Consider the following 21,030-nt stretch of genomic DNA (forward strand, 5'->3'; position numbering starts at 1 on the left):
GTTTTTGATAATGCATAGATAAAGATCTACTTTTCCGTCTATATACTAACCCGCTTACTAATTGTTTCCCTCGCTAAAAGAAAACTCATAATTACTTGCGCAGCTACTCGGCTCGTCATATCCCTAAAATCAAGAGTTGGATCAATCTCTACTATATCCATTCCTTGAACGAGCGGTTCTTTACCAAGGAATTCAATCGCATCTAGTAAAGTCGTACTATCCATTCCACCAGGCCCAATTGCTGGACAACCTGGTGCAAACGCTTGGTCTAGTACATCCATATCAAGAGAAATATAAATAGAAGTCACACCTTGTTTTCTTAATACTTCAATACTTTCCGTGATAATATCTTTTATTTCTCGCTCTCGTACGTCTTTCATTGTATACACTGTTACGCCATGCTCTATTGCATATTCATGGTACGCACGTGCGTTAGAAAAATTACGAATTCCAATTTGAACAAGTTGTTTCCCTGTAATGACATCATTTTCTAATAAACTACGGAATGGTGTACCATTTGACGGGCCTCCACCATCTAAATTACGTAAATCATGATGAGCATCAAATTGAATAATCCCGACCTTTCCTTTACTGTTTGTAAAGCCTGTTATACTCGGAAAACTAATCGAGTGGTCACCACCAAGAACGATTGGTATCATGTTCGGATTTACTTTCGTTACATGACCAACTGTTTTCGCAATTCGGTTATGACTTTCTTTTATATCCGTCACATGCATCGTGATATCGCCGCAATCATATAAGACACTTTCTTTCATATCGTGTTCTTCTGTAATTGCGTACGTACTATATGCATCTAACATCGCACGAATTGTTTTTGGAGCAAAACTTGCTCCTGAATGACTAATAGATGGCTTAGAAAGGGGTGCTCCAATTAAGGCAGCACCGAATATTTCTACGCCTTCCTCCCAATCTTTAATTATCTCACTCCATTTTGTCACTTCACGATCAATAAACTTTGCATTCTTCTTTAAATAGTGGCCGTGCTCCACGATTGTTCACCTCTTGTATATGCAATATTACCATTCTTCCATACTGTATTCACATGACTTACGCCGTAATGATACGGTACGTAAGCATAATTATAAGCATCCCATAAAACTAAATCTGCCTTACGACCAACTCTAATTTTCCCAGCTACATCACCACGGTTAATGGCATATGATGAGTTAACCGTTACGGCATTCCACACTTCTTCTGGTGTCATTTTCAGTTTTAGCATCGCAATGCTCATAATAAGCTGAATATTTTCAGTTGGACAGCTACCTGGGTTAAAGTCTGTAGCTAACGCAACTGCAACACCTTCATCAATCATTTTACGACCACGAGCAAAGCTTTCTTTATTTAAATAGAAAGTTGTTCCTGGTAATAATGTTGCTACTGTATTCGAGTTTGCAAGCATTTCAATCCCTTTATCAGAAGCGCCAACTAAATGGTCCGCTGATGCTGCACCAATTTCTGCCGCTGCTTCCGCACCACCAAGAGGGTCTATTTCATCCGCATGAATTTTCACATCAAAGCCAAGCTCTTTCGCTTTTAATAAAAACTCTTTTGATTCTTCGACAGAGAACACACCTGTTTCACAGAAAATATCAACGAACTCCGCTAATTGCTTCTCTTTCATTTCTGGCAATAAGTCTAACATCCATTGTAAAAATTCTTTCGATCTACCTTTATATTCTTTCGGAACTGCATGAGCACCTAAAAATGTGGAAACTAAATCGATTGGATGCTCTTTTTGTAATTGTGCTGTTGCCTCTAATTGTTTCCATTCCGTCTCATCATCTAATCCGTAACCGCTCTTCGCTTCTACAGTAGTAACTCCGAAAGATAGCATACGGTCTAAATGGAATTTCGCTTTTTGAACAAGTTCTTCCTTCGACGCCTGTTTCGTTGCATTTACAGTTGAAAGAATACCTCCGCCTTGTTCTAAAATTTCTAAGTACGGAACTCCTTGTAATTTTAGTGCGATTTCATTTTCGCGAGATCCACCAAATACAAGATGAGTATGCGGATCAACAAGACCAGGAGAAACCATTTTCCCGCCGCAATCAATAACTTCTTTCGCCTGAAGTCCTTTCGCTTCTTCCGCTGTTCCAACGAAAGTAATTACATCATTTTCAATTCCAACCACACCGTTTTCGATAACAGGAAGCGTGTTCATCGCTTCCCGCCTTAACAAGCCATCTTCTTGATCCATTGTTAGTAATTGACCGATATTTATTAGTAAAGTGTCCAGCATGTTTTCTCCCCCTTATTTCATCATTGGAATGTTAACGCCTTTTTCTTTCGCAGTTTCCACTGCTAAATCATATCCTGCATCAACGTGACGAACAACACCCATACCAGGGTCAGAAGTTAATACGCGCTCAATACGTTTTGCTGCTGCTTCTGTTCCATCTGCAACAATAACCATTCCAGCGTGAAGTGAATAACCCATACCAACGCCGCCACCATGGTGAACAGATACCCAACTCGCACCGTTTACACTATTAATTAATGCATTTAAAATTGGCCAGTCTGCTACTGCATCACTACCGTCTTTCATCGCTTCTGTTTCACGGTTTGGAGATGCTACTGAACCGCAATCTAAATGGTCACGACCAATAACGATCGGTGCTGATAATTCACCATTTGCCACCATTTCATTAATGATGCGGCCAAACTTCGCACGCTCACCGTAACCTAGCCAACAAATACGTGATGGAAGCCCTTGGAACTCCACTTGTTGACGCGCCATACGAATCCAGTTACATAAATGCTCATTGTCAGCGAATTCTCGTAAAATTACTTCATCTGTTTTATAAATATCTTCTGGATCACCAGAAAGAGCTACCCAGCGGAATGGTCCTTTTCCTTCACAGAATAATGGACGAATAAATGCTGGAACAAATCCTGGGAAATCGAAAGCATTTTTCAAACCTTCATCGAAAGCAACTTGGCGAATGTTATTTCCATAATCAAATGTAATTGCGCCTTTTTCTTGCATCGCAAGCATTGCTTCTACGTGCTTTGTCATACTTTCTTTTGATAATTGTACGTAACGTTCTGGGTCTTCTTCACGAAGTTTCGCTGCCTCTTCTAACGTATAACCTACTGGAATATAACCGTTTAATGGATCATGAGCAGATGTTTGGTCCGTAACTAAGTCAGGGATAATATTACGATTTACTAACTCAGGTAAAATTTCTGCTGCATTACCTAATAATCCAATTGAAATAGGCTCTTTCTTCTCTTTATACTCGTTTGCAATAGCCAATGCTTCTTCTAATGATTCTGTATACTTATCACAATATCTCTTTTCAATACGACGATCGATGCTGCGCTTATCTACATCAATAGCAATGACAACACCGCCATTCATCGTTACAGCAAGAGGTTGTGCACCACCCATACCACCTAAACCAGCAGTAAGTGTTAATGTACCTTTTAATGAACCATCGAAATGTTGACGAGCTGCCTCACCAAATGTTTCATATGTTCCTTGTAGAATCCCTTGTGTTCCAATGTAAATCCAGCTACCAGCTGTCATTTGTCCGTACATCATAAGTCCTTTTTTCTCTAGTTCTCGGAAGTGATCCCAATTCGCCCATTTTGGTACTAAGTTTGAGTTCGCTAACAGAACGCGCGGTGCATCTTCATGTGATTTAAAAATGGCAACTGGTTTTCCTGATTGAACAAGTAACGTTTCATCGCTTTCTAACGTTTTTAATGAATCTACAATTGCATTGTAGCTTTCCCAGTTACGAGCTGCACGGCCAATTCCGCCATATACAACTAATTCTTCTGGTTTTTCAGCAACTTCAGGATCTAAATTGTTCATTAACATACGAAGTGCAGCTTCTTGCACCCACCCTTTCGTTTGTAACTCTGTACCTCTTGGCGCGCGAATTGTTTGTTGTACTTTTTCCATTTCAATCTCTCCCTTTTCTCATTTTATAGTGCTGCATTTACATCTAATCTTTCTTTTATCGAATAATTCGTTTTTAACCAATGCGCAATATTTTCAATATCCGTTGAGAATATACGGTCATTTGTAATAGAAGGTACTTGCTGACGACCTTGATGGTAGAAGCTCTTCGTCACTGTACTCATGTTTTCAATACCACGATATTCTGCTGCTTGCATTGCACAAATCATCTCAATTGAAAGAACACGTCTTGCATTTTGAATAATTTGATGTGCATGGCGTGAAGCAATTGTTCCCATACTTACATGATCTTCTTGGTTAGCTGACGACGGGATTGAATCTACACTCGCTGGATGTGCTAACGTTTTATTCTCAGAAACAAGTGATGCTGCTGCATACTGCATAATCATTGCACCAGACTGAAGTCCTGGTTCTGGACTTAAAAATGGAGGCAAATCATTTAATTGCGGATTTACTAAACGCTCAATACGACGCTCCGAAATATTTGCAAGTTCCGCCATTCCTACTTTTAAGAAGTCCATCGCAAACGCAATCGGTTGACCATGGAAATTCCCGCCCGAAATTACTTTTTCTCCGCCATCAAAGATTAGCGGATTATCCGTTGCTGCATTCATTTCAATTTCTAATTTTTCTTTCACATAATTCAAAACTTGCCAAGAAGCACCGTGTACTTGCGGGATACAGCGAAGTGAATAGGCATCCTGTACACGTAGTTCTCCTTGTTTTGTTGTTAACTTACTATCATGAAGAATGTCACGAATTCTGCTTGCTACATCTACTTGCTCTTTATAACCACGTGCTTTATGAACATTTTCATCAAATGCATCAATAATGCCTTGTAACCCTTCAATTGTCATCGAAGCAATTAGTTCAGCTTGATACGCCGTTGCTTCTGCCTCTATATAAGAAAGAACTCCTTGTGCTGTCATCGCCTGCGTACCATTAATTAACGCAAGACCTTCTTTCGCTTCAAGTTCAATTGGCTCAAGCCCTTCTTCTGTAAGAGCAACCATTGCATGAACGCGTTTCCCTTTATAGAACACTTCACCTTCGCCTAATAATACGAGAGCGAGATGAGATAAAGGTGCTAAATCTCCACTTGCACCAAGTGAACCTTGTTGCGGGACAACTGGGTGAATTTTACGATTTACAAACTCAAGAAGCATATTTACAACAAGCGGTCTAACACCAGATACTCCTTTAAGCATCGTGTTCGCTCGTAAAATTAACATACCGCGTGATACTTCTTCAGGGAATGGATCGCCTATACCGCATGCATGTGACTGAATTAAATTGTGTTGAAGTGCCTTTACATCATCTTTTTGAATAAGCACATCACTGAACTTTCCAAATCCAGTTGTAATACCATAAACGACTTTTCCGTCCTCGACAATTTTCTCAACAACTTCGCGGCACTCCGCCACCTTTTGCATACTAGTTGGACAGGCTGTTACACCTTCCCCTTCAAGTAACAATCTCTTCATTTCTTCAATTGTCAATGTGTGTCCTGTTAACGTAATCATTCTTTTTTTCCTCCTTAAAAAGGCAAAAGGGGACCTTATCTTTTTAAGACAGACTTCTGTCCTAAAAAAGTAAGGCCCCCTTCTAACTAATAGACTATGGGCAAATCATATGTGATTAATTCCTAAACCAATCGCCTCATGCTCAGATCCTTTTACAGGTGCACCAATCGTTCCATATAGCGCAACAGCAACCCATTCGCCTTCTTTTTTTCCGTCGTATGGTCTACCGCGCACAATCGCAAATCGAAGTCCTACTGTACGAAGAACGTCTGCTAACTGAATTTGACCTCTCGTCACTCCGTACAATGCTTCCATAATTGCATGATAAAGTGCATGTGTTTCTCTGTAAACATCTGTTTCAATAACTTGGTTGCTCTTAGCCGCTGTTTCCATTGCTGCTACAACTTTTTGCGAATTCATCGAACCCACTTTCCCCGTACAATACTTCCAACCTTTTGGAATAGATAATACAGGGCTTTCATTCTCATCCGCAAGTGCCAACAACATGGCCATACGACCAATTCGATGTGTTCCTTGAAGAAGCATGTGACTCTCTCATTTCTTTTAATTATTTGAATATTTCTTAATTTAAGAATATATGAAAACGGTTAAATCGTCAATAGTTTAAACTCACATTCAAACATTTTTTTCATCTCCTCCATTTGTGTACACAAATGATTTACACAAATTTTTCAGACGTGCTATAGTCTCACTAACAGATGCAAAGGGGCGATATTTCAATGACGAAGCGAAAAGATATTCATTTTCGAATTGAAGAAAAATTACTTGAAAGGTTTGAATCTGCACTTCAATATGAAGGTTTAAAGAAAACCGACGTATTAACACATGCGATTCAGCAATTTTGCACGAAGGTGGAATGTGAAAAAATGAATGATGTAAAACGGCAATATAGCGTCAGTAACAATTTACAAACACGTATCGATACGCATAAACATTACGAAGAAAAACAAGTGAATTTAGATGAAATCGTTATTGAACATTTACAACTTCAAGGGGAAGAAAGCATATTAGAGGTTGGGTGCGCTAGTGGAAAATTCCTTTCCCTTTTACAAACAAATGGTCATAAAGGCCCATTAACCGGGTTGGATCAATCCGAAGCTATGCTTGCTCAAGCTGCTAAGACGAATAACTTAATAGAATGGAAACGAGGGGATGCTAATAAACTTCCTTTTGAAACAAATTGTTATGACCTAATAATTGCAAGACATATGTTATACCATGTGAAAGACGTTGAAACAACAATTCAAGGATTACATAAAGTAATTCGTCCCGGCGGCTCACTTTTAGCTACAACAAATTCTAACGTTACACTACCTCGTATAATTGAAATGTGTAACCGCATGTTAGACGCATTTGATTTACCGAAAACAACATCATCAGTCACTCCATTTTGTTTAGAAAACGGTAAAGAGATATTACAATCCGTTTTTCCAACTGTTGAAGAAACAGTTATTCATAATGCGCTCGTTTTTCATCATGCTACCCCAATAGTAAACTATATTTCTAGCATGTTTCCATCGCTAAATATACCCGATAATATGTATCTTCAAGCCGAGATGAAAGAATGGCTAACAGAAGAAATCAACAAGGAATTATCTCTCCATAACGGTATATGGCGCGATCCAAAAACGTTAGTAATTTATCGGTGTAAAAAAGAAAAAAGCTAGCATTTGCTAGCTTTTACACGTTTTCTCGTAAAAGTTTCTCCATTACTACATTGCCTTTACCACAATAAAAATTTGTATTATGTTCGTCTGCCACTCCAAAATAAGAGGCAATCACTATTCCAAATGCTACAAATGCATGCCCCTGTGCTGTAATAATATTTGAATGTTTCACAACTTCTTCATACACAAAATTTTTTACTGGAAAACAATCGAATTTTTGATAATCTATAGTCGCAGTATAAGAAATCCCCTTAAATAAGCCTGCTTTTGCTAGCGCATACGGTCCAGCGCAAATTGCCGCCACTAATTTTTCTTGTTCATGAAATTGACGAATGATTGAAAAAAGAGTTTTTGCATCTTTTAACTGTACTTCTTCTCCACCTGGAATAAGTATCCCCTCATACTCATCTACACGTACTTCACTTACTTCTATATGCGGCTGCACTTGCAACCCAGTTTCACTTATAACCAATTCCTTAGTTAAACCTACTGTAATGATGTCATATTTCTTTTTCAGCAATGCTGTAGCTACCGTTATTTCAAACTCCGCAAATGTTGGATATACGAATAAAAGTATTTTTTTCATAACGCTTTCTCCTTCAACCATCTCATAAAATATGCCTCTAATTCGTCCACTGTTAATCTATTCGTGTCCAAATAAGTTACAGGAAATTGTCTATACCAATCTTTTTCCGTTTCTACTAATTTAAATTGCTCATCAAATGTACTTCGTTTTCTTGTCCTATCGTTATTTTTTCTATCATATACATTCTTTTTCGTCACATCTAAATAAAAAATCGCATCTGAACGACATTCTCTTAATTTATATAATTCATCTTTCAATCCAGTTTCTATATCCCACTCTTTCCCTATAATCATTGGATAAAAAAGTGTATAAAATTCAATATCTTCAGGTCCACGATCAAAAATAACAACTGAATCTTTCACATTTTGAAACTCCTTTATTTTTACTTCGATAAACATTTTTTGATTTATGATAAACCCTTCTTTTGAATTCACATCCAAATTTAATTGCTTTCGCTTTTCTACAATTGGATAAGGATTTTCATATATAACCGAATATCCTCTCTCTTCTAATCTTTTAGCCAATGTTGTTTTTCCGCTTGCCATCGGCCCTTGCAGTGAAATTACGTATGCCATGCCTCTCATTCCCTTACACTTTAGTACACCTATAATATACAGAAATTTGAAAACTCTCAACATTATATATATCATCTTGTTTCTTATTCTTATCTAACTTATAATGAAAAATAGAGATTATGACGGACGCATCAATAATGTAAGCTTGGAAATCCAAGCTTACATTATTTTTTGCTTTCCCTTTTCTAATAAAAAGAGTATACTAGATTGGAACGTATGTTCTTAATGATTACATACAGTAAGGAGATAGAACAATGGTATACGACACAAAAGCAATTTCTTGGAATGAATCTTTAAAACAACTTCAACGCCGTTATACAAACAAACAAGTTGACCGAAAAGAATTTGAGGATATTGAACTGATGGAATTCTTCCGCGATAACGACTACATTTCTTTACCTACACATATAAGCGGCCTATCAAAAACACGTTTTACTTCTTACTCTATTTTCACAACTGAAGATAAAGATCGTAAAGTTGGCACACTTATTATTGAGTATGTTGAAGACGATAATAATAATTTATGTGTTGAACAACTATACTTCGTTTAAACTATAACGCTTGGTCATTTTGACCAAGCGTTCTTGCTTTCTATTAATCTCACTGTATATAATATGAATAAAAGAAAACCGTAATCATTAAGGGGGGATATGCTTGCTCGAAGGATGGTTCAGTTGGTTCATTGTATTATGGACGGTTATTTTATTAGGACTTATGTCTATCGGTGGATACTTTATGTTCAGAAAATTTTTAAAACGATTACCAAAAGAAGACGGCATGTCCATTTTGGATTGGGAAGAACACTACATAAATAAAACGAGACATTTATGGGCTGACGAACAAAAACAATTGTTAGAAGAGCTTGTAAGTCCTGTTCCAGAACTATTTCGCGATGTTGCAAAATCAAAAATCGCTGGCAAAATTGGGGAACTTGCATTACAAGAAAATGCCTCTCAAATTACACAAGACTTAATTATTAAAGGATATATCATTGCCACACCAAAGCGTGATCATAAATTTTTAATTAAAAAACTACAAGAAAAAAAGATTGATTATTCTAACTATCAATCTTTACTCGCAAAGTAACTTCATATTATTTTCGATAAAAAAGACAGCGCCTTTGACGCTGTCTTTTTATTTGGTACATATACAGTTTTTAAGTTAGCTTCATATCTTTTTCATTATAAAAACCATCTTCTTTTTCCATTTCCTTCTGTAATTTCGTAAAGGAACGATACATTGCAATTCTCCATGACACAATCATCGCAAACGCAAGTAAGAAGAACATGCCACTAAGTTGTCCTAAATCAAGAGATTGGCTTAAGTATGTTTTAAATACAATCCGCACTACAAGTAATCCAATTAATATAAAAACAAAGGCTTTTGAACGCTTCAAATAAATCTCTTGTCCTCTAATTTCAAATTTAGATGTTTTAATAAGAAAAATAGAGAAAATCAAACCGACACCAATTGCTTCTAACATTTCTGCTGGAGTTAATCGAAATTCAGGAAAAACATACATCAATGCGCCCGTACTCATAAAAAATGGTGGAAGTATAATTTTTTTCAATGTTGCAGGTTTCTTAGCTGCTTTTAAACGAATAAACATCGCACCGACAGCCATACAAACAGCAACGATACTGGATAAAACAACTATGTTCATATTTTCTCATCCTTTTTTGTGGCTATATGCAAAATATACTTTCATTATATGCTTTTCCGTTAGTATTTCCAACATTTTCGCAGAATAATACTAAAAACCGGTAAAACCACCAAATAAACTTGAGAAATATACGATAATTTTCGTCATCCAGTTAAAGTATAAGAAGACACCCATAACAATCATAATATATCCTCCGATTTTCATGAAGGCCATACTATTTCTTTTAATCCAAGACATTTTCGTAATAAAGAATGACAGTACGAAAAACGGGATAGCAAATCCAAGTATGTAAGCAATCATGTAAATCATTGCAGATTCTGGGTTTGTTGCTGCTAATCCAATTACGGACACTAGAATTGGTCCGGTACATGGCGTCCATCCTGCTGCAAAGGCTAATCCAATTAGTACTGATCCAAAATAGCCACTTGGACGATTTTTAAATGTAAATTTACGGTCTTGCATTAAAAATTTCGGCTTAAACACCCCGACAATAATTAAGCCGAACACGATGATAAAGATACCACCTAACTGTCTGATTAAATCTTTATAGTCAGTAAAGATTCCTCCAATAAAACTTGTACCAAATCCAATTGCAATAAATATAATTGAAAATCCAAGTAAGAAAAACGCTGTATGTATCATACTTCTTTTGCGAAGCATTGCATTTTCTTCTTTCAATTCAGAAACCGACATACCTGTTATGTACGATAAAAATGCCGGATAAAGCGGTAAGCAACATGGGGAAATAAATGATAAGAACCCGGCGCCAAACGCTAAAAAAATACTAATATCTTGCATCATTCCACTCCTCTCCCTAAATATTGTAACAAAAACACATAAAAATACTATGAACAATTCGTGAAATCACTTTTACAACGTGGCAATAAGAAAAACCACACTTCCCCACAGTTTCTAATAAAACGTTTTCATTTCCTTCTATTATATAGAAAAAACTCAAATGGATTATAAAACTCCTTTAATTGTTATTAACATAACAAAGGTAACATAGTTTCTCAAATAATTAGCACGCTACTAGTACGCCTATTTACATATTGGTTTAAAAAATATTTTTTTCAAATGCTGTCTCTATACAATGCAAAGTTGATTTTATAATACTTCTACTATTAATAATTTCAAGATTATGCATAAATATCATACTTTTATTATTATTCTATAAAATGTCATACTTTTCTTTCATTTGACCCTTTATTTCTAATTTTGTATACTTCCCTCTAGTTATATATTTTCGATACGGAACAACTTCATATAGATGGGAGGAATTTTTCATGCTTCGTTATTCTCTTTTAGTTTTATTAGGAGCGTGTAGTTATGGAATTTTAGCTATTTTTGTTAAGCTTGCATATGCAGAAGGATTTTCACTTGGAGAAGTAATTGGCAGCCAATATTTGTTCGGTTGGATTATTTTGCTTGCTATTACACTTCTATTTTCTAGACATCGCGTTCCTTTAAAGCAAGCATTACTTTTATTCGTTGCAGGAACATCTGCAAGTTTTACCGGAATTTTTTATTATGCTTCATTAAAAACTGTACCAGCTTCTATTGCAATTATTCTTTTATTCCAATTCGTTTGGGTCGGAATTATCATTGAAGCAGTCGCAACAAAAACATTACCTTCAAGAGAAAAAGTTATTTCTGTTATTTTCTTACTTGTAGGGACATTTTTATCCAGTGGTTTACTAGAACAATCAGCAGGTGCTTTCGATACGACTGGAATCATTTTAGGTTTATTATCTGCTGTTACATTCGCAACATACATTTTCGTGAGCGGAAAAGTTGCTGTTGAAGTACCTTCATTACCGCGCGGTGTTCTCTTAATGACTGGTGCTTTAACTTTAGTCATGATTGTATTTCCACCAACATTTATTTTTAATGGTGCCATTTCTCAAGGTCTTTGGAAATACGGTTTAGGATTAGGAACATTTAGTATCGTAATTCCATCTATTGCCTTTACAATCGGAATTCCAAAAATCGGTTCTGGCTTAGCGACTATTCTTGGTGCAGCGGAACTACCGGTTACAACAATTATGTCAGTATTCGTTTTAAAAGAGGCTGTACTATCTTCACAATGGTTCGGTGTATCACTTATTTTAATCGGGATTGCAATCCCGCAAATTGCATACGCAATGCGTGGACGCGGACGTTATCGTAAACATCATACGCATAAAAAAATAGCAGCATGAACGAGAGAGGATTTTCATTTGAAAATCCTCTCTTTTATTGTTGTATACTTATAGTAAAGATTTTGCTGAAGAAAGAAGGCATACTACATGGTATCTATTTCAAATCAACTAAAAGAAAAACTTATTTCCATCCGTCGACATTTACATGAGTATCCAGAACTATCATATGAAGAGTTCGAAACAACAAAAGCAATAAAAAATTGGTTAGAAGAAAAAAACATTACTATCATTGATTCCAATTTAGAAACAGGAATTATCGCTGAAGTGTCTGGTAATAAAAACGGACCAATTGTAGCAGTTCGTGCTGATATTGATGCCCTTCCTATTCAAGAAGAAACACATTTGTCCTATGCATCTAAAGTACCAGGGAAAATGCATGCTTGTGGACACGATTTTCATACAGCTGCTATTTTAGGTACTGCTTTCTTATTAAAAGAAAGAGAATCTTCCCTAAATGGAACGGTTCGCTTCATATTCCAACCAGCTGAAGAAAGTAGTAATGGCGCTTGCAAAGTTATTAATGCTGGACATTTACGTAATGTGCAAGCGATTTTCGGCATGCATAATAAACCTGATTTATCAGTAGGTACAATTGGCATTAAAGATGGTCCACTGATGGCCGGAGTTGATCGATTTGAAATTGAAATTCACGGAGTTGGTACACACGCGGCTGTACCAGATGCTGGCGTAGATCCTATTGTCGCATCCTCTCAAATTGTGATGGCACTGCAAACAATTGTAAGCCGAAATATAAGTTCATCTCATAATGCAGTTGTTAGTGTTACAAATATTCATGCGGGAAATACGTGGAACGTGATTCCTGCAAAAGCTACGTTAGAAGGAACTATTCGCACGTTCCAAGCTGAAACACGTGAAAAGATCCCAGCACTCATGGAGCGTATTATTAAAGGTGTATCTCATGCATTAGGTGTAAAAACGGAATTTCGTTTTTATTCAGGTCCTCCTGCTGTTCACAACGATAAAGCTCTTACAGACTTATCTACTCACGTTGCCACAAAGATGAATCTTAATATCATCTCGCCTAGTCCGTCAATGGCTGGAGAAGATTTTTCATTTTACCAACAGGAAATACCAGGTTCATTCGTCTTTATGGGAACGAGCGGTACACATGAATGGCATCATCCTGCTTTTACAATTAATGAAGAGGCACTGCCTATAAGTGCCGAATACTTTGCTTTACTAGCCGAAAGAGCACTTAAACAATTCTCATAAAAAAAGCCGTTCAAAGTGCATCTCAGCACCCTGAACGGCTTTTCTTATTAAGTTAAATCACGTTTTAAAAACACAGTATATGAAATACATAAAAATACGAACAAATAAAGTAGTAACATACATGATGCAAACGGGAATGTTACTCCATCAATAAAACTTCCATTCTTTGAAATACTATATAAATCTGTGTTTGCTGGCAATAAATATTTCGCCCAGTTATATCTAGTGGCTGCTAATAACGCAATATTGCCTGATAAAGCAAGGAATAGTGAAATACCAATTGCACCTCCACTAGATCTCGTTAACACAGAAATCATAAATGCAAACGATGCATACACAACCGTTGGTAACCACGATAAAACATAATATTTACTTGCTTCCACAAAAATATTTTGTTTTATTATATTTCCATCTTGGAAAATAAACTCACTCCATGCAGGCTGTTGGAATTTATAAATAACAAGTCCACATAAAGCGGAGAAAATCATATTAAATATAAACAATAAAGCTGCAAATATAACGATTGCTAAAAACTTTGCTGTTAAAATTTTAAATCGACTCGCCGGACGGATTGTTAAAAATTTATATGTTCCCCAGCTATATTCATTCGCAAAAATTGTACTTGCATACACGAGGATAAATGGGAGCAAAATTGGAAATACGATAAAACCTGTATCTCTCATGAAAGAAAGTGGAGAACTGCTTGCCGGTGCTGTATCCGTATCTAAATGCTTCATCTTAAGCTGGTATTCTTTTACAAGCTCATCCCCTGATTTTTCTGCTAAAATAGCTTCTTTTTTCATGCCAAGCTTTTTCTCAATTTCTACAGTACGTTCTGTATAATCTACTTTCCATCCTTTTGTTTCCGGTTCAAAATACTTTACCGTAACCCACCCTAATCCGATTATTAATACTGCAATAACCGCAAATGGAATAATCGTTCGCTTCCGCTTAAATATTTTATACAGTTCGTTATATACTAAATTAAACAATATCTTTTCCCCCTGTTAATTCTAAAAATTGCTCTTCTAACGTTTTTCTTTCTTCATATACACGATACACTTGAATGTTTTTCTCAAGCAATGTACGAATAACATTTGGGATTTCTTCATCTTTTACGTTAATAATTAATTCATTATCTTTTACTAAAACATCATGCCCTAACATTTCCGCTGCTTTATTCGCATCATCTACACGTATACGGATCGTCTCCATCTCTTCACTTTGACTATGCTGAATGTTTTGCGTAGCCACATATTCCCCGTGCTGAATAATGATAACTCTGTCACACATTAATTCAACTTCTGAAAGTAAGTGACTCGATACAAGTACAGCTTTTCCTTGTTCATGTGCAATTTTTTTTATGTACATTCTCATTTCATGTATTCCACTAGGGTCTAATCCATTCGTCGGTTCATCTAGTACCAACACATCCGGATCGTGAATAAGCGCCTGAGCGATTCCTAAACGTTGTCTCATGCCAAGTGAATATGCTTTTACTTTACGATTAATTACTTGTCCCATTCCTAACAATTTCACTACTTCATCGATACGTTCTTCGGTCACATTACCATTCATTCGTCCGAAATATGTTAAATTTTCATACCCGCTCAAAAAAGGATAAAATTCGGGTGTCTCAATTACCGCCCCAATTTTCGCAGCGGTTTTTTCAAATTGCTGTTTCACAGATTGACCATCAATCCATACTTCACCTTCTGTCATACGGATCATACCAACCATCATTCTCATTAAAGTCGTTTTTCCAGCACCGTTTGGTCCGAGTAAACCGACAACCTCGCCTTTTTTCACTTCAAAACTAATATTTTGTACAAGTGTCTTTGAGCCAATTCGCTTCGTTAACCGATCGACTTTTACAATTGATTGTTCATTTGTCATTCTATACAACCTTTCCTTCCCATTCTTTGTCAGGTCTTTTCACTGTAACATGATTATTTTTATGTGTAAAATGAACACTCCCCCACTTAGCAAAGCTTGAAGTGGGGGTTTCTAACGTTTCGACCTAACGGACGATTAACGTCAGAGGAGTTAACACATTAGCGAGCTGTTTCACGCCTAACCCCTCTATCCCATTTGTCCATGCATTTGGGATTACTTTTCGTAAAATGTTAGCCGCAGCATTTACATCAGCATTAATTAAAGTTTTATTTGCTGAACGATATATGCCGCGCTCTATTCGTTTTCCTGAAAAAGTTGTATTTTGGTCATTTTCTCCATACGTTGGAATGAAGTCGTTATCCAGAAAACTTGCTTTCGATGTATATGATTCTTCAGTTACAACAACTTGAATGCCTACAGCATTTGCTTTGTATGTAATCATTTGAATCAGTAAATTGTGCGGGATATGACAAAACGATTGGTTATTTCTTTTTCCCATATTCGTTTCTTGTTTCCAACTTTTGTTTTGACCAATAACGATTTTACAAACTTCTTCTTCTTGAGCTAGTTTTACGATATGGTGACTAACTTTATGGAAGACGTCTTTTATTTTCAAGTAACGTTTTTGATGAAGTTTTTCTATCCTTTTAGAAGTAAAAGGTCCTTCATTCGTTTGTTTTCCATTTCTAAGAATGCTTGTAAAATGACTCTTCATTTTGTTGTAATATTGATTTATGCTTTTGACATGTTTGCCCTTAACAAGGACAGGTTTCATACCTGTGTTTGTTACGATGGTTGCAAGGTTATCAATCCCTAAATCAATACTCATATAACGAGCATTCTCTTCAATCATTTGTTGTTCAGAAGGAACATCAATTACCAATTCCACTACATATTCATTGTATTTGGGAATCACACGAACTTGTTTCAGTTTACCTTCAGTGAAACCTAGTTTCCCAATATTTAATTGTAATTTCGTCTTTGGAAACTTTAAAAATCTATCGTTTTTAATGATACAATCTTGGTTTGTATACAGAATCTCTTTTTCAGAAGAACGAATATACTTTGGAATCCTAGGCGTTCCAGCATATTTGTTTGGATTCTTTTTATAGTCTTTTAAACTAGCAAAAAAAGATTTCCAATTTTGGAACAAACCCTTCATGATTGACTGGCTACATTGCGTAGGCAAAGCTCGATAATCATTTTGAATCATAGCCTTAAATAGTGCATCTAGAAAGTTGTAATCTACATAAGGTTTTTCAAAATTAGGTTCTGAAAACAAATTACATGTAATCTCTTTCTGTTCTTCTTTAGGCTTTAATTTCTCTTTTTCCAATTTCTTCCGATAGGCAAGAAGTTGTGTGTCATTCATCTTATCAATATTTTTATGAATATTATCCAGAACTTCTTTTTGCAAAGGCTGTAACTCTTTTTCTTGTGTTAATCCAGTGTACACCTGGCGTATATAAAAGTTTGTGGTGTTATACATATTCTTAGCGTTATGACAACATTCTTGAAAATAAGAATACATACGATGCCCTTTTTTAATCCAAATTTGAAGAGTTTTATAGTTTGATGGATTTTCCTTTGTCATTTTATTCACCTCCTTGTTAAGGATATTATAGCAAAAAAGAACGTACGTTTCTGTTTTTCTTGAAAATAAAATATTTCTTTCGATTCACCTCACCACCTTCATTTACGTTTAGAGGTGGGAGTCCTCTCAAAAGGCATTTCAAGAAAAAGGCATGATTTCTCATGCCTTTTTCTTGAAATGCAACGAATTTTTATCTTGTAAACTTTGAACAAATCGAAAACATTGCACCATCGATAATAGAAGGATAACAATCATAATTATACTCACTACTACTATTGCATATATTGTAATTGGCGCACTATTTACTCCTTGTATCCCTGCGATTTTCATAAAGATAACCGTAAATAATTTTAAAAATAGCATCCCATTAATTAATCCGAAAACAAATGCTGCTCCATAAATGAATAATTGCTCCTGAAATAATAAACATAGCACTTCTTTTCTTTTCATATTTTCTGCTACATAAGATGTAAACTCCTCTCTCCTCACATGCAAAAGGGAGTACATCATTTGATATGTAGTAAAAATACATATCAAAATTAGTACAATAAACAGCGTGTAAAAATACATTTGAAATACAAATGTATCCCCTACTTTCCAAATGGCTCCTTCATTAAATTGTAACGATATCATAAAAAACAAAATCATAGTACTCATAGCAATCCAAATAAATTGCTTCATCCTTTTGGTAGCAAATGTTCTAATATTTTTTCTCGCTAGCCGACATAAAGACATAAAATTCTTCCCCTACCTTATTACATACGCATTCTATACTACTAGTGTATAAAAATATGACATTTTAAACATCGCACTACAATCGGAATTTCTTCTAAGTCTTTAGTCCTAGAAAACGAAATGATAAAAAAATCACATTTAGAATATAATTGTAAAAAGGAGGAGATTGCATGCGTATAAAATTACTATCAATCTTGTCTTTATTATTACTCACAAGTTGTAGCCCACTAAAAAACAATGAAGTTGCCATTGTTGAGCCATACAAATTAACAAAAGAGCAAGCTTCTATTTTACAAATGACTCCTTTTCAAGAAGGAAATAGCATGTTTTATAACATTACGCTTAAAAATGATAAAGATGAAATAAATGCTACAATTGATTATTATAACAATGGTAAAAAAACAAAAGAAATTGCTTACATTGCTACCTCACATTTTCTAGAAAAGAAAATAAAACTCTCTTTCATATCGCCATACCCCTACTTTAATGAAGATGTACCAGAAAAAGGGCAATGGTATATTAATATTAATGGTGGTGCAACACTTGTTCCTGAAGAAGCGCCACCAATCGTAAATAGCTCTGCAACTACTACAATCCAATCTATAAAAAATTTAAAATACAATCAAAAAACGATTTTAGCTGCTGTAATCCAAACCAGTAAAGAAACTGTAATCGTTCCTATCATTGATGAAGAAACAGGCATTGATCTACTCTTAAAAGAAAATGAACACGTTTATCTATTTAGTATCGAGCTAAAAAAAGAACAATAAAGCGGAAATGCAACTTAAGTTGCATTTCCGCTTTATTGTTTAATAAGGTGTACTTTTATGAATCTGAATTAAATCCATTTTCTGTTACTACTATTACTCATCTTCAACTTCTATTCTTTTCTTCTCTCTTGCAATTTTTAAAAACTCTAGTAGCTCTGGATTACTATTCATTTTTTTGTAAGCCACTGACATTTCTGCAACAAAATTAGAATCATATAACTCTTTATATACAACTTCTGTTTTATATAACTTATTTGCCGACACGGGTATTACTGTAATTCCAATTCCTGCTGCTACAAGCCCCATAACTGTTTGATACTCTGTTGCTTCTTGTACAATACGCGGACTAAATCCAACTTCTCTGCAAAGAGATAAAATTGTATCATATAAAGCTGGCCATACTGGTCTCGTAATAAATACAAACGGCTCATCTCGTAAATCTTCTATATGTATTTCATCTTTCTCTGCAAGCGGATGTGCCTTTGGTAAACATAAGGTGCAAGATAACCTTTGAATTGGCTCTAATTCTAATAATTGTGTTGGAATTGGCGGACGTAAAAAGCCAATATCAATACGGTTATCATGAAGTGCATGAACTTGATCTGGTGTTGACAATTCATGTAATGCAACAGACACTCTCGGAAATTTCTTTCTATATTCCCTAACAATTGATGGTAAAATATCGTATATCGCTGCACCTACAAAACCAATTGAAAGTGATCCCACTTCTCCCCTTTGCGCACTTTGTGCAACTTCTACTGCTTTTTCAATTTGTTCAAACGCTTTTTTTACTTCTTTTAAAAACATTTCTCCTGCTTCTGTTAGTTCAACCTTTCTTTTCGTTCTTGAAAATAATGTAACTCCCATTTCTTTTTCTAATTGCTGTATTTGTTGACTAAGTGGTGGCTGTGTCATTTGTAAACGAGCAGCCGCCCGTCCAAAGTGTAACTCTTCTGCCACAACAACAAAATATTGCAAATGCCGTAATTCCATTTTTGGACACCCTTTTCACTTTCGATTAATATGTCTAATATATTAATAACATATAATTTATATATTAGACAAATATTTTGAATGAACGTATAGTAGAAATTGTTAATTCTTTTTTACAATTTTTATGTAAAAAAAGAAAGAGGTGGTTACTGTATGAAATGGTGGAAGTTAAGCGGACAAATTTTGTTACTATTTTGTTTCGCTTGGACAGGTGAATGGATTGCAAAACAGGCACACCTCCCAGTTCCAGGAAGTATAATCGGTATTTTTTTATTATTAATTTCATTAAAATTTAACCTAGTTAAAAAAGAATGGATACAGGACGGAGCAGATTTTTTATTAAAAGAACTTATTTTATTTTTCATCCCTTCTGCAGTCGCTGTCATACGTTACAGAGATACACTAACACAATATGGAATCGATCTCATTTTAATTATTATGATTAGCACTCTTTGCGTTACCTTAGTTACAGGACTTTTAACAGAATTGCTACTAAAGCGGAAAGGATCAACGCAATGATCGGATTTCTTTGTTTACTATTAACACTATTCACATATTGGATATCAAAAAAAATGTATCAACGCTGGAATTGGAGTCTACTTTCTCCTCTTCTCGTCTGTCCCATTATTTTAATTGCTTTATTGCTCGGATTAGATACACCTTATGAAACATATGAATCTGGTGGTCACTGGTTAACTGAATTATTAAAACCCGCAACAGTTGCTTTTGCATGGCCAATCTATAAATACTTTGATTTATTAAAGAAACATGGAATGGCTATCTTACTTAATGTCATTGTCGGTTCGTTTTTATCAGTCATTACTTCAGCACTACTAGCAAATTATTTTCAAATTGATTCATCACTAGAACATAGTTTAGCGCCACATATCGTAACAACACCAATCGCAATGGCTATTTCAGAAATGATTGGTGGTATGTCACAATTAACTGCTGTATTTGTCGTTTTAACTGCCTTAACAGGAGCATTGCTCGGTCCTTCTCTCATACGTATTTGCCGTATTAAAACAGCAATCGCAAAAGGTATTATGTTAGGAACGAGCGCAAATGGAACCGGTACATCAAAAGCATTCGAAATCGGTCCTGTGGAAGGAACAATTGCAAGTTTATCCATGCTTTTAACAGCAGGCGCTAGTTTGGTTATCGTTCCGCTTTTCTTGTCTTGGATACATTAAAGAAGCAAGTATTTACATACTTGCTTCTTTATTTATATATTGGCACAGCAATTCATAATCCTCTGGAAAAGCTAAACACAATTGTTCAACTTCATGTATCCCTTTCCAAGCAATTTCATGTATTAACTCATCAGGATCTTGGATTTTCATATTACCGCCTATTTGTTTAACAAAATAATAATGGACATACACTGGAATTCCGTATGTAATACCCTCTTTTTCATATATTTTATTTACAACTTCCACATTGTAACCCGTTTCTTCCCAAACTTCCCTGATACAACATTCTTCTAGTGTCTCTCCCTTTTCAAGTCCTCCACTTGGGACAGACCACCTTTTTTCTTCTCCCTCTTTGCCCTGCAATACCATTAAAACTTCATTTTTTTCATTTACACATACCGCTGCACTACCTATCCATCTCTCCATAAACA

24 protein-coding genes are annotated in these 21,030 nt (G+C 35.6%); 8 read left to right on the forward strand and 16 right to left on the reverse strand.

The features are described 5' to 3' along the window. Window positions 1-38 precede the first annotated feature (38 nt). The 5 genes from hutG to hutP all read right to left on the reverse strand — a co-directional run bounded on the left by hutG (window position 39) and on the right by hutP (window position 6,018). Entirely contained in the window at window positions 39-1,010 is a 972-nt protein-coding gene (gene hutG, locus NZ044_RS17955) for a formimidoylglutamase (RefSeq protein WP_000399815.1), read from the reverse strand. After that, a complete protein-coding gene (hutI, locus tag NZ044_RS17960) occupies window positions 989-2,260 on the reverse strand; it encodes an imidazolonepropionase (RefSeq protein WP_000887549.1) in 1,272 nt (423 codons plus the stop codon). Before hutI ends, hutG begins: the two co-directional genes overlap by 22 nt. 12 nt (window positions 2,261-2,272) lie before the next feature. Continuing rightward, entirely contained in the window at window positions 2,273-3,931 is a 1,659-nt protein-coding gene (gene hutU, locus NZ044_RS17965; RefSeq protein ID WP_000416938.1) for a urocanate hydratase, read from the reverse strand. Window positions 3,932-3,954: 23 nt separating this feature from the next. After that, entirely contained in the window at window positions 3,955-5,472 is a 1,518-nt protein-coding gene (hutH, locus tag NZ044_RS17970) for a histidine ammonia-lyase (protein WP_000631844.1), read from the reverse strand. Between the two features lie 105 nt (window positions 5,473-5,577). Then, window positions 5,578-6,018 carry a hut operon transcriptional regulator HutP gene (gene hutP, locus NZ044_RS17975; RefSeq protein WP_000926515.1) on the reverse strand — a complete coding sequence of 147 codons (441 nt, stop codon included), beginning with the start codon at window positions 6,016-6,018 and terminating at the stop codon, window positions 5,578-5,580. Between the two features lie 194 nt (window positions 6,019-6,212). Between hutP and NZ044_RS17980 the strand changes: the two genes are divergently transcribed. Further along, entirely contained in the window at window positions 6,213-7,160 is a 948-nt protein-coding gene (locus tag NZ044_RS17980; RefSeq protein WP_016098818.1) for a class I SAM-dependent methyltransferase, read from the forward strand. Between the two features lie 13 nt (window positions 7,161-7,173). On the opposite strand, the gene NZ044_RS17985 is transcribed toward NZ044_RS17980, so the two are convergent. Together NZ044_RS17985 and NZ044_RS17990 are read right to left on the reverse strand one after the other, a co-directional pair. Beyond that, window positions 7,174-7,746 (reverse strand): DJ-1/PfpI family protein, encoded by a 573-nt coding sequence (locus tag NZ044_RS17985; RefSeq protein WP_000722190.1) that lies wholly within the window; start codon window positions 7,744-7,746, stop codon window positions 7,174-7,176. Continuing rightward, window positions 7,743-8,321 carry an AAA family ATPase gene (locus NZ044_RS17990; protein WP_000332115.1) on the reverse strand — a complete coding sequence of 193 codons (579 nt, stop codon included), beginning with the start codon at window positions 8,319-8,321 and terminating at the stop codon, window positions 7,743-7,745. Before NZ044_RS17990 ends, NZ044_RS17985 begins: the two co-directional genes overlap by 4 nt. Before the next feature lie 254 nt (window positions 8,322-8,575). Between NZ044_RS17990 and NZ044_RS17995 the strand changes: the two genes are divergently transcribed. After that, window positions 8,576-8,872 (forward strand): hypothetical protein, encoded by a 297-nt coding sequence (locus NZ044_RS17995; protein WP_000262400.1) that lies wholly within the window; start codon window positions 8,576-8,578, stop codon window positions 8,870-8,872. 103 nt (window positions 8,873-8,975) lie between these two features. Further along, window positions 8,976-9,407: a DUF2621 domain-containing protein gene (locus NZ044_RS18000; protein WP_000889371.1), complete on the forward strand. Its 432-nt coding sequence runs from the start codon at window positions 8,976-8,978 to the stop codon at window positions 9,405-9,407. Window positions 9,408-9,477: 70 nt separating this feature from the next. Here NZ044_RS18000 and NZ044_RS18005 read toward each other — a convergent pair whose 3' ends face one another. From NZ044_RS18005 to NZ044_RS18015, 3 genes are all read right to left on the reverse strand, one after another. Further along, the gene (locus NZ044_RS18005) at window positions 9,478-9,984 is read right to left on the reverse strand and encodes a CcdC family protein (protein ID WP_001028640.1); all 507 of its coding nucleotides are present in this window, start codon (window positions 9,982-9,984) and stop codon (window positions 9,478-9,480) included. A gap of 90 nt (window positions 9,985-10,074) precedes the next feature. Further along, complete coding sequence (gene ccdA / locus NZ044_RS18010) at window positions 10,075-10,782, reverse strand: cytochrome c-type biogenesis protein CcdA (RefSeq protein ID WP_001152674.1); 708 nt, start codon at window positions 10,780-10,782, stop codon at window positions 10,075-10,077. Between the two features lie 16 nt (window positions 10,783-10,798). Further along, complete coding sequence (locus tag NZ044_RS18015) at window positions 10,799-10,948, reverse strand: peptidase T (RefSeq protein ID WP_074790237.1); 150 nt, start codon at window positions 10,946-10,948, stop codon at window positions 10,799-10,801. 322 nt (window positions 10,949-11,270) lie between these two features. Here NZ044_RS18015 and NZ044_RS18020 point away from each other — a divergent pair, with 322 nt between their 5' ends. Both NZ044_RS18020 and NZ044_RS18025 read left to right on the forward strand, forming a co-directional pair. Then, on the forward strand, window positions 11,271-12,185 hold the full coding sequence (locus NZ044_RS18020; RefSeq protein WP_000947042.1) for an EamA family transporter: 915 nt from the start codon (window positions 11,271-11,273) through the stop codon (window positions 12,183-12,185). 87 nt (window positions 12,186-12,272) lie between these two features. Further along, window positions 12,273-13,418 (forward strand): M20 peptidase aminoacylase family protein, encoded by a 1,146-nt coding sequence (locus tag NZ044_RS18025; protein WP_118961763.1) that lies wholly within the window; start codon window positions 12,273-12,275, stop codon window positions 13,416-13,418. A 47-nt stretch (window positions 13,419-13,465) separates the two neighbouring features. Here NZ044_RS18025 and NZ044_RS18030 read toward each other — a convergent pair whose 3' ends face one another. The 4 genes from NZ044_RS18030 to NZ044_RS18045 all read right to left on the reverse strand — a co-directional run bounded on the left by NZ044_RS18030 (window position 13,466) and on the right by NZ044_RS18045 (window position 17,643). After that, on the reverse strand, window positions 13,466-14,410 hold the full coding sequence (locus tag NZ044_RS18030; protein WP_000482759.1) for an ABC transporter permease: 945 nt from the start codon (window positions 14,408-14,410) through the stop codon (window positions 13,466-13,468). Then, complete coding sequence (locus tag NZ044_RS18035; RefSeq protein WP_000180626.1) at window positions 14,403-15,314, reverse strand: ABC transporter ATP-binding protein; 912 nt, start codon at window positions 15,312-15,314, stop codon at window positions 14,403-14,405. Before NZ044_RS18035 ends, NZ044_RS18030 begins: the two co-directional genes overlap by 8 nt. Before the next feature lie 124 nt (window positions 15,315-15,438). Then, on the reverse strand, window positions 15,439-16,908 hold the full coding sequence (locus NZ044_RS18040; protein WP_098505508.1) for an RNA-guided endonuclease InsQ/TnpB family protein: 1,470 nt from the start codon (window positions 16,906-16,908) through the stop codon (window positions 15,439-15,441). A gap of 159 nt (window positions 16,909-17,067) precedes the next feature. Further along, entirely contained in the window at window positions 17,068-17,643 is a 576-nt protein-coding gene (locus NZ044_RS18045) for an FtsX-like permease family protein (RefSeq protein ID WP_017763513.1), read from the reverse strand. 170 nt (window positions 17,644-17,813) lie between these two features. On the opposite strand from NZ044_RS18045, the gene NZ044_RS18050 reads away from it, so the two are divergent. Continuing rightward, a complete protein-coding gene (locus NZ044_RS18050; protein ID WP_001220622.1) occupies window positions 17,814-18,413 on the forward strand; it encodes a hypothetical protein in 600 nt (199 codons plus the stop codon). A gap of 93 nt (window positions 18,414-18,506) precedes the next feature. Here NZ044_RS18050 and alsR read toward each other — a convergent pair whose 3' ends face one another. Next, window positions 18,507-19,406, reverse strand: coding sequence for an acetoin biosynthesis transcriptional regulator AlsR (gene alsR, locus NZ044_RS18055; protein ID WP_000423234.1), 900 nt, complete (start codon window positions 19,404-19,406; stop codon window positions 18,507-18,509). Window positions 19,407-19,559: 153 nt separating this feature from the next. Between alsR and NZ044_RS18060 the strand changes: the two genes are divergently transcribed. Then, the gene (locus NZ044_RS18060) at window positions 19,560-19,925 is read left to right on the forward strand and encodes a CidA/LrgA family holin-like protein (RefSeq protein WP_000872365.1); all 366 of its coding nucleotides are present in this window, start codon (window positions 19,560-19,562) and stop codon (window positions 19,923-19,925) included. Then, a complete protein-coding gene (locus NZ044_RS18065) occupies window positions 19,922-20,599 on the forward strand; it encodes an LrgB family protein (RefSeq protein ID WP_000578954.1) in 678 nt (225 codons plus the stop codon). Before NZ044_RS18060 ends, NZ044_RS18065 begins: the two co-directional genes overlap by 4 nt. Before the next feature lie 12 nt (window positions 20,600-20,611). On the opposite strand, the gene NZ044_RS18070 is transcribed toward NZ044_RS18065, so the two are convergent. After that, on the reverse strand, window positions 20,612-21,025 hold the full coding sequence (locus NZ044_RS18070) for an NUDIX hydrolase (RefSeq protein ID WP_000442973.1): 414 nt from the start codon (window positions 21,023-21,025) through the stop codon (window positions 20,612-20,614). Window positions 21,026-21,030 lie beyond the last annotated feature (5 nt).

The organism is Bacillus sp. FSL K6-1338, from assembly GCF_038006965.1.
Taxonomy (GTDB): domain Bacteria; phylum Bacillota; class Bacilli; order Bacillales; family Bacillaceae_G; genus Bacillus_A; species Bacillus_A thuringiensis_S.